The sequence below is a fragment of the Spirillospora sp. NPDC000708 genome (assembly GCF_040299565.1).
Classification (GTDB): Bacteria; Actinomycetota; Actinomycetes; order Streptosporangiales; family Streptosporangiaceae; genus Spirillospora.
Genome location: NZ_JBEPCJ010000062.1, coordinates 19,061 through 33,148, shown reverse-complemented (window position 1 = coordinate 33,148; position 14,088 = coordinate 19,061). Strand labels below are relative to the sequence as shown.

Here is a 14,088-nt window from a genome sequence, read left to right as displayed (position 1 = left end):
AGAGTTCGATGATTCGGCGATTGATCATCGGCACCGTGCTCGCGTCCGTGACGGCCGCGGCCGCCGCCGGCTGCGGCGGCGACAAGGCCAAGCCGGAGGTCGCGTGGGCCGGGAAGGTCTGCGACGGCGTCACCGCGAGCGGCGCCGGCCTGTCCTTCCCCCAGATCGACCCGAAGGACGGCGCGAAGTCCGCCAAGGCCCTCGCCGGCTTCCTCACCGCCATGGAGAAGCGGCTCCAGAGCATGGAGACCCGGCTCCAGGGCGCGGGTGCGCCGCCCGTCGACAACGGCCAGGCGGCCCTGAACACGGCACTGGCCAACCTGCGCGGCACCGAATCGGCGGTGCGGACCGCGTCCACCGGCCTCGCCAAGGCGAAGGTGACCGACGCGAAGTCGTTCAAGGCGGCGGTCACCGAGGCGGGGCAGGCGATGCAGAAGGTGCAGACCTACCAGGGCCCCACCAAGGACCTGCGCACCGACCCGGCCCTGGCCAAGGCGTTCGACCAGGCCGGCTCGTGCAGGACGCACCAGCTGTGAACGCCGAGGTCAGGAACACCGAGGCCAGACGCATCGAGGCCAGGCGCACCGAGATCAGGGGCACCGCGATGGCGCGCCGCGCGATCGCCGGCCTCGTCCTCGCGTCACTCGCCGCCGCGCCGCTGGCCGGATGCAGCGGCGACGACGGCGGCGGCCCGGGCACCACGGCCGCCGCCGCGCCGACCGCCACCGGTTCGGCCCCCACGACGAAGGCGGAGCCGCGCCGGAAGGCGACGCGGGCGACGGTCGCCTGGGCGGGACGGGTGTGCCGCGCGATGCCGCCGGGCATCACCGACTCGCCGCTGCCCAAGATCAAAGCCCAGGACGTCGCCGCGTCCGAGCGCGCCATCGCCGCGTACATGACCGGGATGGCGAAGCGCCTCGACACCGTGCGCACCCGCCTCCAGCAGGCCGGATCGCCGCCGATGGCGGACGGGCGGACCGTGCTGGACGCGACGCTCAAGGACCTGGAGACCACCGGGCGGCAGCTGCGGGACGCGGCGTCCGGGCTGCGCACCGGCCGGGTCGGCACGCCCGAGTTCCGGACGGCGCAGGCGAACGCGGGGGCGGCGATGCGCCGGCTCGGCGGCTACCGGCCGCCGACGAAGGCGCTGCGCGCGTCCCCCGCGATCGGCGACGCCTTCACCCGCGCCGCCCCCTGCGCGAAGCCCGGCGTATGAGGGCGGGCGGACGCGCGGTCACTTCGCGCCGGCGGACTTCATGCACGCGAGGAGGGCGCCCTGCATGCGGGTGTCGCCCGGGCCGGAGGTGGGCTGCCAGTGGCTGACGTCGTCGGGGACCTTGACGCCGTGCGCGCGCATGCACGCGACGAACTCGTTGACGACCTTGCTCGGCGCGGAGGAGACCTGCGGGGCGCCGGGGGACGCGGCGGAACCGCCGCCGCCCCCGCCGGAACCGCTGCCGGACGGCGCGCCGGACGGGGCGCCCGGCGTGCCGCCGCCGGACGGGGCCGCGGAACCGGCAGGGGTGGGCGGGGCGGACGCGGACGACGGGCCGCCGCCGTCGTCGTCACCGCCGCCGCAGGCGGTGAGGGAGAGCGCCGGCGCGAGCAGCAGGACTGCGAGATGACGTCGGTTCACTTCGGTTCCTTCCCGCGGGGTGGGCCTTGACGATAGCCGGTCCCGCGCCGTTCGCGCGCCCCCTCCCGGCGGCCGCGGAAGGTGTTATCCGGTGCCAAATAATTGTTCATGATCATCGAGAACATGTCAGTTCGGGATAGAAGAGCGCGGGGCCGGTGATTTTCGTCTCCCCGGTTCTTGCGAATCGAATTTACCCGCCAGTAGTTTTCCTGGACCATGCGAACGCGAAAGGAGGCCCGGCCGTGGCGGCACCGATCATCGAATTCCCGCTGAGCGCGCTGCGCCAGGCGGGGCGGCTGTTCGCGCTCGGCGCCACCGTGCTCGGCATGTCGTTCCGCCGGCCGTTCCAGTTCCGCGAGTTCGTCGAGCAGTTCTGGTTCATCGCCAGCGTCACGATCCTGCCGACCGCGCTCGTGTCGATCCCGTTCGGCGCGGTGACCTCGCTGCAGGTCGGCTCGCTCACCCAGCAGTTCGGCGCGCAGTCGTTCACCGGCGCCGCCAGCGTGTTGGTGGTGATCCAGCAGGCGAGCCCGATGATCGTGGCGCTGCTGGTGTCCGGGGTGGCGGGCTCGACGATCTGCGCGGACATCGGCGCCCGGACGATCCGCGAGGAGCTGGACGCGATGGAGGTGCTCGGCGTCTCGCCCGTCCAGCGGCTCGTGGTGCCGCGCGTGCTGGCCTGCGTCGCGGTCGCGCTGCTGCTGAACGGCCTGGTCTCGGTCGTCGGCGTCGCGGGCGGCTACTACTTCAACGTCATGATGCAGGGCGGCACGCCCGGCGCGTACGTCGCGAGCTTCTCCGCCCTGGCGCAGCTCCCCGACATCTACGTGGGGGAGGCGAAAGCGCTGCTGTTCGGGTTCGTCGCGGGCGTGGTCGCCGCGTACCGGGGCCTGAACCCGAAGGGCGGGCCGAAGGGCGTCGGCGACGTCGTCAACCAGTCCGTCGTCATCACCTTCCTGCTGCTGTTCCTGATGAACCTCGTGATCACCGGGATCTACCTGCAGGTCGTCCCGCCGAAGGGAGGCTGACATGAGCCTTCTCTCTCTGAGGGGACGACCCCCCAGACCCCCCGGCAAACGCCTTTTGACGGTGGTCAGAGGCGGCCCCAACCGGTGGTTCGCGTGGCTGGACCAGCCCGGTGACCAGGGCACCTTCTACGTCAAGGCGCTGCTGTGGACGCCGCGCGCCCTGCACCGCTACCGCAAGGAGGTGCAGCGGCTGCTGTCGGAGGTCGCGTTCGGCAGCGGCGGCCTCGGCGTGATCGGCGGGACGATCGGCGTGATGGTCGCGATGACCCTCGCGACCGGCGTCGTCGTCGGGATGCAGGGCTACTCCGCGCTCCAGCAGATCGGGACGTCGGCGTTCACCGGGTTCGCGTCCGCCTACATCAACACGCGCGAGATCGCGCCGGTCGTGTCGGGCCTCGCGCTGTCGGCGACGGTCGGCGCCGGGTTCACCGCGCAGCTCGGCGCGATGCGGATCAGCGACGAGGTGGACGCCCTGGAGGTGATGGGCATCCCGAGCCTGCCGTACCTGGTGACGACCCGGATCATCGCGGGCGCGGTCGCGATCGTCCCGCTGTACGCGGTCGGGCTGCTGTGCGCGTACCTCGCGTCCCGCGAGGTCACGGTGAAGGTGAACGGGCAGTCGGCGGGCACCTACGACCACTACTTCGGGCTGTTCCTGTCGCCGACGGACGTGGTGCTGTCGTTCCTCAAGGTGCTGGTGTTCAGCGTCCTGGTGATCCTGTCGCACTGCTACTACGGCTACCGCGCGGCCGGCGGCCCCGCCGGTGTGGGCAAGGCCGTCGGCCGGGCGGTCCGCACGTCGATCGTGCTGATCAGCGTGAGCGACTTCTTCTTCAGCCTCGCGGTCTGGGGCACCAACACGACGGTGAAGGTGGCCGGATGAACGCCCGGCGCGAGGCCCGCAGGCGCAGACGGGCGGGACGCGAGCCGGTCGCCGAGCGGCGGCTCGCGGGGGTGGCGTTCCTGCTGGTGCCGGCGCTGCTGGTCTGGCTGTCGATCGCGTTCTACGACAAGGCGTTCACCAAGGTCGACTGGGTGACGCTGAAGACGGCGAGCGCGGGCAGCGAGATGCACCCGCACGCGGACGTGAAGCTGCGCGGCGTCGTTGTCGGCGAGGTGCGGACGGTGTCGTCCAACGGCGGCGTCGCGACGCTGAAGCTGGCGATCCAGCCGGACAAGGTGAGGCTGCTGCCGAGCAACGTCACGGCGCAGCTGCTGCCGACGACGCTGTTCGGGCAGCGGTTCGTCGCGCTGATCCCGCCCGCCGACCCGAGCCCGGCGCGGCTGACGGCGGGCAGCACCATCAGCCAGGACCGCTCGTCCAACGCGATCGAGCTGCAGCGGGTGATGGACAACCTGTACCCGCTGCTCACCGCCGTGCAGCCGGCGCAGCTGTCGGCGACGCTGACGGCGGTGTCGCAGGCGCTGAGCGGGCGCGGCGGGCAGCTCGGCGACACCCTCGTGGAGCTGGACGCCTACCTGAAGAAGATCAACCCGAGCCTGCCCGCGCTGAACCGGGACATCCGGGAGCTGGTCGCGGTCAGCAACGCCTACAGCGAGGCGGCGCCCGACATCCTCCAGGCGCTCAACGACTTCAGCTACACGACGCGGTCGATCGTCCGCCAGAAGGACGATCTCAGCCGGCTGTACGCGACCGTCACCGGAGCCTCGCAGGACATGTCGGACTTCCTGCACGAGAACTCGGCCAACTTCATCGGGCTCGCCGCCGACAGCCGCGCCTCGCTGCAGGTGCTCCAGAAGTACTCGCCCGAGATGCCCTGCACGCTGCGGATGCTGAACGACTTCATCCCCCTGATGGACAAGGTCCTCGGCAAGGGGACGGACCGGCCGGGCCTGCACGTCGACGTGACGACCGTCCGGAACAAGGGCCGGTACGTCCCCGGCAAGGACGCGCCCCGCTACACCGACAAGAGCGGCCCGCACTGCTACCCGGCGGGCGGCCCCGCCACCGTCAGGTCGGCGCCCCCGAACGCGGCCACGCCGGTCGCGGTCGCGCCCGGAGCGCTCGGCCTGCCGAACTCCCCGGAGGAGAACCGCCTCGTCAACGAGCTGCTGGCGCCCGGCCTCCAGGAGGTCCCCGAGGACCTGCCGGACTGGAGCAGCGTGCTCCTCGGGCCCGTCTACCGCGGCACGGAGGTGCGGATCCGATGAACCGGAGGGGACTGCTCGGCCCGCTGTGGAAGTCGCTCGCGTTCGTCGTCGTGACGGTCGTCGCGACCGCGATGCTGGCGCTCACCATCGCGCAGACCGGCGGCGGCGGATCGGTGACGTACCGGGCGCGGTTCACCGACGCGTCCGGGCTCCGCGACGGCGACAGCGTGCGGATCGCCGGCGTCCAGGTCGGGCGGGTCGGCGGGATCCGGGTCGTCGGGCGCCGACAGGCGCTCGTCACCTTCAAGGTCGACCGCGGCCGCGCGCTGCCCGCCTCGTCCACCGCGACGATCAAGTACCTGAACCTGATCGGCCAGCGGTACCTCGAGATCGGCCGGGGGACGGGCGGCGCCGGCGCGCTGCCGCCCGGCGCGACGATCCCGGTCGACCGGACGGCCCCGGCGCTGAACCTGACGCAGCTGTTCAACGGGTTCCAGCCGCTGTTCCAGGCGCTGTCGCCGAAGGACGTCAACCAGCTCGCCGGGTCGATCGTCCAGGTGCTCCAGGGCGAGGGCGGGACCGTCGAGGACCTGCTGTCCACGGTCGGCTCGCTGACCAGCGGCATCGCCGACAAGGACCAGGTCATCGGGCAGGTCATCGACAACCTCAACGCCGTCCTCGACACCGTCAACGCGCGCGGCGACGACCTGTCGAGCCTCATCACGACGCTGCGGCGGCTCGTGTCGGGCCTCGCCGGAGACCGGACGTCCATCGGCGAGGCGGTCAGCGCGCTCGACGACCTCGCCGGCGTCACCACCGACCTCCTCCGGGAGGGCCGCGAACCGCTCAAGCAGGACATCGCGCAGCTCGGGCGGCTGTCCACCAACCTCAACGAGGACTCCCCGACCGTCGACCGGTTCCTGCGGACGCTGCCGGTGAAGATGGCGGCGATCGGCCGGATCGGCTCGTACGGGTCGTGGATGAACTTCTACATGTGCGAGGCGTCCGTGACCGGCGTGACCTACAAGCAGTACCCGGGCGAGAGCCACCCGGCGCCGTCGGGCGTGCGGTCCGACGCGGCGAGGTGCGGGTCGTGAGGCGGCCGCGGCTGAAGCCGGTCCGGGAGCGCAACCCGGTCCTCGTCGCGATCGTGTCGATCACGCTGCTCGTCGCCGCCGGGCTCGCGGCGTTCAACGCCAAGGACCTGCCGCTGATCGGCGGCGGCACCACCTACCGGGCCGACTTCAGCGAGGCGGCCGGGCTGCGGCCCGGCAACGAGGTCCGCGTCGCCGGCGTCAAGGTCGGCGAGGTCACCGGCGTCCGGCTGGCCGGCGCGAAGGTCGCGGTCGCGTTCCGCGTGAAGCGCACCTGGGTCGGCGACGCCAGCACCGTCGCGATCGCGATCAAGACGCTGCTCGGCGACAAGTACCTCGCCGTCGACCCGCTCGGCCCGCGCCGGCAGGACCCGGGACGGACGATCCCGCTGGCCCGGACGACGTCCCCCTACGACGTGACGCAGGCGTTCCAGGACCTCGCCACCACGACCGGGCGGCTCGACTCGCGGAAGCTCGCCGAGAGCCTCGACGCCATCTCCGGCGCGTTCGCGCACACCGCGCCGAGCGTCCGGCAGGCCCTCGACGGGGTGTCCGCGCTGTCGAAGACCATCTCGTCGCGGGACTCCCAGCTGTCCCGGCTGCTGGCGAACACCCGGCAGATCACCGGGACGGTGTCCGGGCAGACCGAGGACGTCCAGGCGCTGCTGCGGGACGGGAACCTGCTGCTCGGCGAGATCGGCCGCCGCCGCGAGGCGATCCACGGGCTGCTCGTCGGCACGCAGTCGCTGTCGCAGCAGATCAGCGGGCTCGTCGACGACAACCAGAAGCAGCTCGACCCGACGCTGCGCGCGCTCGGCCGCGTCACCGACCTGCTCCAGAAGAACCAGGAGAACCTCGACCGGGCGCTGAAGACCGCGGGCCCGTACACGCGGCTGCTCGGCAACACGATGGGCAACGGCCGCTGGCTCGACGGGTACCTGTGCGGGCTCGTCCCGAAGGACTACGCGCCGAAGACGACACCGGAGAAGGGCTGCATGCCGCCCGGGAAGGGCGGGCACTGATGCTGCGCAAACTCGCCGGCCCGGCCACGCTGGTCGCAGCGGGCCTCGCCGTCATCGTCGCCGCCGCCATCGCGTTCCTCGTCCTGCGGCCCCCGGCCGGGACCCGGATCACCGTCTACTTCCACGACGCCGTCGGTGTCTACAAGGGCTCCGACGTGCGGGTCCTCGGCGTGAAGGTCGGCACGGTGAACTCCGTCCGGGCCGAGGGAACGCAGGTCAGGGCCGAGATGACGGTCGACCGCGGGATCGACGTCCCGGCGGGCGCGAACGTCGTCGCGATCGCGCCCAGCCTGGTCGCCGACCGGTACGTCCAGCTGACGCCCGCCTACACCGGCGGCCCGAAGATGGCGGCCGGCGCGGTGATCCCCGTCGAGCGGACCGCGACGCCCGTCGAGCTCGACCAGATCTACGCCAGCATCACCCGGCTGTCGAAGGAACTGGGACCGGACGGGGTCAACAAGGACGGCGCCCTGTCGCGCGTCCTCGGCACCGGTGCCGAGAACCTCCAGGGCAACGGCCAGGACATCCGCACCACGACCGAGCGGATGGCGCAGGCCGCGCGGACCCTCTCCGGCTCGCAGAAGGACCTGTTCTCCACGATCTCGAACCTGTCGACGTTCACCTCGATGCTCAAGACCAACGACGGGCAGGTCCGGCAGGCCGAGCAGCGGCTCGCCGACGTCACCGGATTCCTCGCCGACGACCGGCAGGAGCTGGACGCGGCGCTCAAGGCGCTCGCCGCCGCCCTCGCCAAGGTGAAGGTGTTCGTGCACGACAACCGCGAGCAGATCCGCACCGACGTGCGGAAGCTGTCGAAGATCACGCAGCTGCTGGCGGACCAGCGCCGGTCCCTCGCCGAGGCGCTGGACGACCTGCCGCTCGCCGTCACCAACGTCCTCGACGCCTACGACCCGGCGACGCGGACGCTGATGGGCCGCGGCGACCTCAACGAGATGAGCCCGCCGCTGCCGGCGACCGGACGCGCGGCGCCCGCGGGACCGGCGGCGCCGTCCGGCGGCACGGGGAAGGGGGCGCCATGAGCCGCGCGAAGACCCGGCGGGCCCGGAACACGGCCCTCGCCGCCGCGCTCGCCGCGGTGACGCTCGGCGGCTGCGGCCCGCTCGGGGTCGGCGGCGGCGTGCAGGACCTGCCGCTGCCCGGCGGCGCCGACCTCGGCGACCACCCGTACACGGTGAAGGCGGAGTTCGCGAACGTGCTGAACCTCGTCCCGCAGTCCGCGGTGAAGGTCAACGACGTCGCGGTCGGCCGGGTGGAGAAGGTGGCGCTGCCCGCCGGCGGCTGGACCGCCGAGGTCACCATGCGGATCAACGGCGATGTCCGGCTGCCCGCCGGCGCGTACGCGCAGCTGGAGCAGTCGAGCCTGCTGGGCGAGAAGTTCGTCCAGCTCAGCGCCGGACCCGAGCGCACCGGACTCCCGGGGGGCGCCGCCGCGCCGGGCGGTGCCGCGCCGGGCGGGCCCGCGCCGTCCGCGAGCACGGGAAGGCTCGCGGACGGTGCGGTGATCCCGCTGTCGCGCACCAACCGGAACCCGGAGGTCGAGGAGGTGTTCGGCGCGCTGTCGATGCTGCTCAACGGCGGCGGGATCGCGCAGCTGCGCACCATCACCACCGAGATGAACAAGGCGCTGGACGGCAACGAGCCGCAGATCCGGTCGCTGCTGGAGCAGGCGCGCAGGCTCGTCGGCGACCTCGACGCCAACAAGCAGGGCATCACCGACGCCCTCGACGGCGTCAACCGCCTGTCGTCCACCCTGCGCGCGCGCCAAGGGCAGATAGGCGTCGCGCTCGACGACATCGAGCCCGGCCTGAAGGTGCTGGAGGAGCAGCGCGGCGCGCTCGTCCGGATGCTGAACTCGCTGAACGAGCTGTCGGGGGTGGCCGTCACGACCGTCGAGCGGAGCAAGGACGACCTCGTCGCCGATCTCAAGGCGCTCGAACCGACGCTGCGCAGGCTGTCGGACGCCGGGCACGACCTGCCGAACGCGCTGCAGGTCATGCTCACCTACCCGTTCACCGACGCCGTCCTGCCCGCGGTGAAGGGCGACTACCTGAACGTGTACCTCCAGGTCGCCGCGCAGCCGGGGACCCAGATCGTCCCGCCGGTGACGCCGCTGCCGACCAGCGGCGACGGAAGGCCCGCGGGCGGCCCGACGGGACAGGGGGGCTGACCGGGATGCTGACCATCGGCACCAGGATCAAGAACATCGTCTTCCTCCTCGTCGGGGCGCTCGCGATCTGCTACGTCGGCCTGAACTACGCCGACCTCGGCGGCTACGTCGGGCTGAAGGACTACTACGTCGTCAAGGTCGACCTGCCCGAGGCGGGCGGGCTGGCGAAGAACGCCGACGTCACCTACCGGGGCACCTCGGTCGGCCGCGTCGGCGGCCTCGACCTCACCGCCGACGGCGTCATCGCGGACCTGCGGATCCGCAGGTCCGCGCCGAAGGTGCCGCGCGACACCCAGGCCGTCGTGGCGAACCGGTCCGCGATCGGCGAGCAGTACATCGACCTGCGGCCCCGCACGAACACCGGCCCCTACCTCGCCGCGGGCTCGGTCATCCCGCGCTCCTCCGCCACCACCCCGGCGCCCGTCACCGACCTGCTGACCAGCGTGAACGACCTCGCCGCGTCCGTCCCGACCGGCTCGCTGCGGACGGTCGTCGCCGAACTCGGCCGCGCCTTCGCCGGGGAGGGGCCCGACCTCCAGGTGCTGCTGGACAGCAGCCACACCCTCACCGAGGCCGCCGACCGGAACATCGAGCCGACGCGCTCCCTCATCGGCGACGGCCAGACCGTCCTGCGCACGCAGGACGAGGAGTCCGGCGCGCTCAAGTCGTTCGGCCGCGACGCCCGGCTGCTGGCGGCGCAGCTGCGCGCCTCCGACCCCGCGTTCCGCCGGCTCGTGTCCACCGCGCCCGGCGCCGCCGGGGAGCTCCAGGGACTCGTCCGCGACCTCGACCCGTCGATGAGCGTCCTCGTCGCGAACCTGCTCACCACGTCCCGCGTCCTCCAGCCCCGGACCGACGGCCTCGAACAGCTCCTCGCCAAGCTCCCCGCCGCCGTCTCGATGGGCCTGACCGTCGCGCACGACGGCCGCCTCAACTTCGGGATGGTCAACACCTTCTTCGACCCGCTGCCCTGCACGTCCGGGTACGGCGGGACGCAGTACCGGAACGGGCTCGACACGTCGCCCGGCCCCGCGCTCAACACCGCGGCCCGCTGCACGGCGCCCGCGTCCAGCGGGGTCAACGTGCGCGGGTCGGCCAACGCCCCGCACCCGCCCGTCCCGGCCGCGGCGCGTCCCGGCTCGGTCCTCGGCGGGACCGCGACGGCGTCGGCGCCCGCGGACGCCGCGCTGCCGGGAGCGCTCGCGCTGCCCGGCGTCGCGCCCGGACCGTCCGGGATGAGCGCGCTGCTCGGCCTGAACGGAGGGCACTGATGGCCACCACCGTGAAAGCCGAACCCCTGCCCCGGCCCCCCGCCCGTGCGAAACGCCGCCCCCTGCTCGCCGGGTGGGGCCTCATCGGCTGGGCCGCGGTCCTCGCCGCCGCCGCCTTCCTCGGCTGGACGGCCTTCACCCTCGTCACGGCGGGCGGCGACCGCGCGACCGGCCCCGAACGCGAGCGCGACCTCGTCCTGCGCAGCACCGGCCGCGAGATCGCCGCGCTGAACACCATGGACCGGTCCGACCCGTCCGCCGGGCTCAGGGCCTGGCTCGACGCGACCACCGGCCCCCTGCACGACCAGCTCCAGCGGGACGAACCGGCGAACCGCGCGAAGATCGGCGCGTCCCGGACCAGCGCATCCGCGACCGTCACCGGCGCCGCCGTCACCTCCCTCGACACCGCCGCCGGGAAGGCCCAGGTCATCGCGTCCGTGCAGGTCACCCTCACCCCGCAGGGCGGCACGCCCAGCCTGCAGCGCAAGCGGTTCGAGGCCGGCGCCGTCCGCACCGCGGCCGGCTGGAAGCTCGAATCGCTCACCGCACTCCCGGCCGGTGCCCGGTGAGCCGCCTCCTCGGCCTCGCCAGGCCGCTCGGGATTGCGCTCGGCCTCGTCCTGATCGCGCTGCTGCTGCACCCGGTCGCCGGACGGTTCCGCGACGGAGGCGCGGGCGCGGGGGGCACCCCGCACGACCGGGCCGTCCTCGACGGCGTCGCCACCACCGACGTCACCGGCGACGTGTCCACCGCGCTCAGCCGCATCTTCAGCTACACGCCGGCCGACGTGGACGCCGCGCGGCGCGCCGCCGCCGACGTGCTCACCGGCCCCGCCGCCGCGCAGTACACGAAGATCTTCGGGCAGGTGGCGCGGCAGGCGCCCGCCCAGCGCGTCACGCTCACCACCCGCGTCACCCGCGCCGGCGTCATCTCCCTGGTCGGCGACACCGCGCGGCTGCTGGTCTTCCTCGACCAGACCGCGACCCGCGCCGGAAGGCCCGACGGCACGCCCGCCGCCGCCCAGCTCACCGTCACCGCGCACCGCGACGACGGCCACTGGCGCATCACCGAGCTGAAGTCCGCGTGACCGGGAGGCCCGCCTTGCCGGAATCGGACACCCTGCAGAGCACCGACACCGTGCGGCGGACGGCCGCGTGCTGCGCCGTCCTCGCCGCCCTCTTCGCCGCCTGGGCCGGCTGGAACTGGTACACCGCCGCCCACGACGGCTCCTACGCCTACTCCCGCACCCGCGACGACGTCCTGCAGAGCGCCGAGCAGGGCGTCCAGAACCTCAACACCCTCGACTACCGCACCGTCGACGCCGGCCTGCGGACCTGGCTCGACTCCACCACCGGCGACCTCCACCGGCAGATCGCCCAGGACCGCGCCGGCTTCACCGACCGGGTCCGGACGGCCCGCACCGTCACCACCGCGAGGATCCTCGGCGCGGCCGTCTCCGAGCTCGACGAGCGGTCCGGCAAGGCGAGCGTGCTCGTCGCCGTCGAGACCACCGTCACCCCGCCGGGCGGCGCCCCCGTCACCAAGCAGAACCGGCTCGAAGGCCGCCTCGCCCGCACCGGCGGCGGCTGGAAGCTCAGCGACCTCGGCCAGGCCCCGACGGGCACGACGTGAGAGGACGGCCCGCCATGGCCGCGCACACCACCCGCATCCTCGGCGGCGCCCGCTGGCGGGCCGCCGCCTCCTCGCCCGCCGTCCTCGGGCTGCTCGCCGTGCTGCTCGCCGCGTCCGGCGTCTGGATGCACCGGCAGGCCCGCGATGTCCGCGCCGACCCCGCCGTCCGGAACACCGCCCTCACCGACAGCGCCGCCACCAGCGAGGTCAAGGGCGCCGTCGCCGACATGGTCGGCCGGCTGTTCTCCTACGCCTACACCGACCCGGGCCGTACCGACACCGCCGCGCGCACCTGCCTCACCGGCGCGGCCGTCCGCCAGTACGCGGCGCTGATGACCCGCGTCCGCACCGACGCGCCGAGGCAGAAGACCGTCCTCAGCACGAAGGTGACCGACAGCGCCGTCACCGACCTCCGCGACGGCCGCGCCCGCCTCCTCGTCTACGCCGACCAGCAGACGACCCGCACCAGCGACGGCAAGAGCACCACGTCCCCCGCCATGCTCGCCGTCACCGCCGTGCACCATTCCCGCCAATGGCGCATCACGAATATTGACACGTTCCAGCAGTAGCGAGCACCCCAGGTGGCCGGGCCGCGACCGGCCGTAGCGCAGCGAAAACGGTCCGTCCAACGCGTGTCCGGGCGACGATTTCCTTGGTCTTCCAGGAATTGCGAAACGTCACCGTCATCCGGCCCGCGCTTTTGTCAGTCGACTCCATGAAGGCGCGCCGAACGGTTTATTCCAGCGACAATCGGAATCGGGGTCCGATCCGCGATCCTGGGAGCGCCGCCGACCGGCGGGCCTGGGACAGGGGGATCGACGCGTGGTGCGAACGGGATTGGACATGCGGCCCTTCGAGGCCGTCCCGGCGGGCGTGGCCGAACGGCTGCGGCCCCAGGTGGGCCGGGCGGCGGACGAGGTCCTGAACGAGCTGCGGCGCGGCGATCCGCCGCTCGCCGACGAGGAGGCCGGGCGGGCGCGGGCCGGGATCGTCGCGGGGATCCGGCACTTCTGCGACCTGGTCGAGGACCCCGGCGCCGGCTGGGAGCGGGTGGCGGCGTTCTACCTGCGGGTCGGCCGGCACCTCGCCCGCGAGGGGCGCGACCCGGTGGAGGTGCAGCAGGCGCTGCGCCGCTCCGCGCTCGCGGCGTGGCGGACGCTCGCGGCCGTCCCCGGCGGCCTCGACCTCGACCTCGGCGCGCTCAGCCTCGTCGTGGACGCCCAGTTCTGCTACATGGACGCGGTGGCGGAGGTGATCGCCGCCGGGTACACGGCGGAGGTGGCCGCGCGCGCCGACGCGGGCGCGGGCGGCGAGCTGCGGGCCGCCGAGCGGCGGCGCCGCGCCCGGCTGCTGCACCTGCTGCTCGCCGACCCGCCCGCGGACGAGGCGCGGGTCGCGGCGCTGGCCGGGGAGGCCCGCTGGCCGCTGCCCGCGACGGTGGCGGTCGCGGTGGCGTGGCAGCGCCGCGAGAACGGCGTCCGGACGCCGCCGGCCCCGGCCGCCGACGGGCTGCTCTGCGACTTCGGGGCGCCGGAGCCGTGCCTGATCGTCCCGGACCCCGACGGCCCCGGCCGCCCCCGCCTCCCCGACGCGCTGCTCCGGGACTGGGCGGTCGCGGTCGGCCCGGCGGTGCCGCTCGCGCGGGCGCGGGACTCGCTGCGGTGGGCGCGCGAGACCCTGTCGCTCGCCGCGCGCGGGGTGATCCCGGACGGCGGGCTGATCCGCAGCGCCGAGCACGTCCCCGCGCTGGTGATCGCGCGGGCGGGCGAGCTGATCGACGACGCCGCCGCGACCCGGCTGGCGCCGCTCAGCGCCGTCCCGCCGGCGCGCAGGGAGCGGCTCGCGGAGACGCTGCTGGCCCTGCTGGAGCACAACTTCAACGCGGCGGACGCGAGCCGCCGGCTGCGCGTCCACCCGCAGACCGTCCGCTACCGGCTGCGGCATCTGCAGGACCTCTTCGGGGACGACCTGCGGGACCCGCGGCGGTGCCTGGAGATGGAGCTGATCCTGCACGCCCGGCTCGTGAACCGCGGTGCCGCGCGCTGACGACCCGTTTTTTGTCAATCCGGTGACAAAAGGACCGCCGAATCGTTGCGCCGCGTGCA

The 14,088-nt window shown here is 73.6% G+C and carries 16 protein-coding genes; 15 read left to right on the top strand and 1 reads right to left on the bottom strand.

From position 1 onward, the window contains the following. The first annotated feature begins 8 nt into the window (after nt 1–8). On the top strand, nt 9–536 hold the full coding sequence (locus tag ABT299_RS34520; RefSeq protein ID WP_190867688.1) for a hypothetical protein: 528 nt from the start codon (nt 9–11) through the stop codon (nt 534–536). Further along, on the top strand, nt 533–1,216 hold the full coding sequence (locus tag ABT299_RS34515; protein ID WP_500253280.1) for a hypothetical protein: 684 nt from the start codon (nt 533–535) through the stop codon (nt 1,214–1,216). The genes ABT299_RS34520 and ABT299_RS34515 overlap by 4 nt, the downstream gene beginning before the upstream one ends. Nucleotides 1,217–1,234: 18 nt before the next feature. Here the strand turns inward: ABT299_RS34515 and ABT299_RS34510 are convergent, their stop codons facing one another. Beyond that, entirely contained in the window at nt 1,235–1,636 is a 402-nt protein-coding gene (locus ABT299_RS34510) for a hypothetical protein (RefSeq protein WP_387027834.1), read from the bottom strand. Between the two features lie 326 nt (nt 1,637–1,962). Here ABT299_RS34510 and ABT299_RS34505 point away from each other — a divergent pair, with 326 nt between their 5' ends. From ABT299_RS34505 to ABT299_RS34445, 13 genes are all read left to right on the top strand, one after another. Continuing rightward, complete coding sequence (locus tag ABT299_RS34505; RefSeq protein WP_190867726.1) at nt 1,963–2,664, top strand: MlaE family ABC transporter permease; 702 nt, start codon at nt 1,963–1,965, stop codon at nt 2,662–2,664. Between the two features lie 61 nt (nt 2,665–2,725). Continuing rightward, on the top strand, nt 2,726–3,547 hold the full coding sequence (locus ABT299_RS34500; protein ID WP_433155709.1) for an MlaE family ABC transporter permease: 822 nt from the start codon (nt 2,726–2,728) through the stop codon (nt 3,545–3,547). Next, nucleotides 3,544–4,836 (top strand): MCE family protein, encoded by a 1,293-nt coding sequence (locus ABT299_RS34495; RefSeq protein ID WP_190867696.1) that lies wholly within the window; start codon nt 3,544–3,546, stop codon nt 4,834–4,836. Before ABT299_RS34500 ends, ABT299_RS34495 begins: the two co-directional genes overlap by 4 nt. Continuing rightward, a complete protein-coding gene (locus ABT299_RS34490; RefSeq protein ID WP_190867699.1) occupies nt 4,833–5,873 on the top strand; it encodes an MCE family protein in 1,041 nt (346 codons plus the stop codon). Before ABT299_RS34495 ends, ABT299_RS34490 begins: the two co-directional genes overlap by 4 nt. Beyond that, on the top strand, nt 5,870–6,892 hold the full coding sequence (locus tag ABT299_RS34485; protein ID WP_500253279.1) for an MCE family protein: 1,023 nt from the start codon (nt 5,870–5,872) through the stop codon (nt 6,890–6,892). The genes ABT299_RS34490 and ABT299_RS34485 overlap by 4 nt, the downstream gene beginning before the upstream one ends. Next, nucleotides 6,892–7,932, top strand: coding sequence for an MCE family protein (locus ABT299_RS34480; RefSeq protein ID WP_500253278.1), 1,041 nt, complete (start codon nt 6,892–6,894; stop codon nt 7,930–7,932). The genes ABT299_RS34485 and ABT299_RS34480 overlap by 1 nt, the downstream gene beginning before the upstream one ends. Continuing rightward, nucleotides 7,929–9,080, top strand: coding sequence for an MlaD family protein (locus ABT299_RS34475; RefSeq protein ID WP_387027827.1), 1,152 nt, complete (start codon nt 7,929–7,931; stop codon nt 9,078–9,080). The genes ABT299_RS34480 and ABT299_RS34475 overlap by 4 nt, the downstream gene beginning before the upstream one ends. Before the next feature lie 5 nt (nt 9,081–9,085). After that, on the top strand, nt 9,086–10,351 hold the full coding sequence (locus tag ABT299_RS34470; RefSeq protein WP_500253277.1) for an MlaD family protein: 1,266 nt from the start codon (nt 9,086–9,088) through the stop codon (nt 10,349–10,351). Beyond that, entirely contained in the window at nt 10,351–10,920 is a 570-nt protein-coding gene (locus ABT299_RS34465) for a hypothetical protein (protein WP_500253276.1), read from the top strand. The genes ABT299_RS34470 and ABT299_RS34465 overlap by 1 nt, the downstream gene beginning before the upstream one ends. Further along, a complete protein-coding gene (locus tag ABT299_RS34460) occupies nt 10,917–11,438 on the top strand; it encodes a hypothetical protein (protein ID WP_433143379.1) in 522 nt (173 codons plus the stop codon). The genes ABT299_RS34465 and ABT299_RS34460 overlap by 4 nt, the downstream gene beginning before the upstream one ends. A 14-nt stretch (nt 11,439–11,452) precedes the next feature. Beyond that, nucleotides 11,453–11,983: an Rv1363c family protein gene (locus ABT299_RS34455; protein ID WP_190867711.1), complete on the top strand. Its 531-nt coding sequence runs from the start codon at nt 11,453–11,455 to the stop codon at nt 11,981–11,983. A 14-nt stretch (nt 11,984–11,997) separates the two neighbouring features. Further along, nucleotides 11,998–12,552: a hypothetical protein gene (locus ABT299_RS34450; protein ID WP_387027819.1), complete on the top strand. Its 555-nt coding sequence runs from the start codon at nt 11,998–12,000 to the stop codon at nt 12,550–12,552. Between the two features lie 274 nt (nt 12,553–12,826). Continuing rightward, the gene (locus ABT299_RS34445; RefSeq protein ID WP_500253275.1) at nt 12,827–14,029 is read left to right on the top strand and encodes a PucR-like N-terminal domain-containing protein; all 1,203 of its coding nucleotides are present in this window, start codon (nt 12,827–12,829) and stop codon (nt 14,027–14,029) included. The last annotated feature ends 59 nt before the right edge of the window (nt 14,030–14,088 follow it).

Coding starts and splice junctions, on each gene's coding strand:
- ABT299_RS34450 (WP_387027819.1), top strand. CDS start 11,998: ATGGCCGCGCACACCACCCGCATCCTCGGCGGCGCCCGCTGGCGGGCC.
- ABT299_RS34495 (WP_190867696.1), top strand. CDS start 3,544: ATGAACGCCCGGCGCGAGGCCCGCAGGCGCAGACGGGCGGGACGCGAG.
- ABT299_RS34465 (WP_500253276.1), top strand. CDS start 10,351: ATGGCCACCACCGTGAAAGCCGAACCCCTGCCCCGGCCCCCCGCCCGT.
- ABT299_RS34480 (WP_500253278.1), top strand. CDS start 6,892: ATGCTGCGCAAACTCGCCGGCCCGGCCACGCTGGTCGCAGCGGGCCTC.
- ABT299_RS34470 (WP_500253277.1), top strand. CDS start 9,086: ATGCTGACCATCGGCACCAGGATCAAGAACATCGTCTTCCTCCTCGTC.
- ABT299_RS34505 (WP_190867726.1), top strand. CDS start 1,963: ATGTCGTTCCGCCGGCCGTTCCAGTTCCGCGAGTTCGTCGAGCAGTTC.
- ABT299_RS34490 (WP_190867699.1), top strand. CDS start 4,833: ATGAACCGGAGGGGACTGCTCGGCCCGCTGTGGAAGTCGCTCGCGTTC.
- ABT299_RS34475 (WP_387027827.1), top strand. CDS start 7,929: ATGAGCCGCGCGAAGACCCGGCGGGCCCGGAACACGGCCCTCGCCGCC.
- ABT299_RS34520 (WP_190867688.1), top strand. CDS start 9: ATGATTCGGCGATTGATCATCGGCACCGTGCTCGCGTCCGTGACGGCC.
- ABT299_RS34445 (WP_500253275.1), top strand. CDS start 12,827: ATGCGGCCCTTCGAGGCCGTCCCGGCGGGCGTGGCCGAACGGCTGCGG.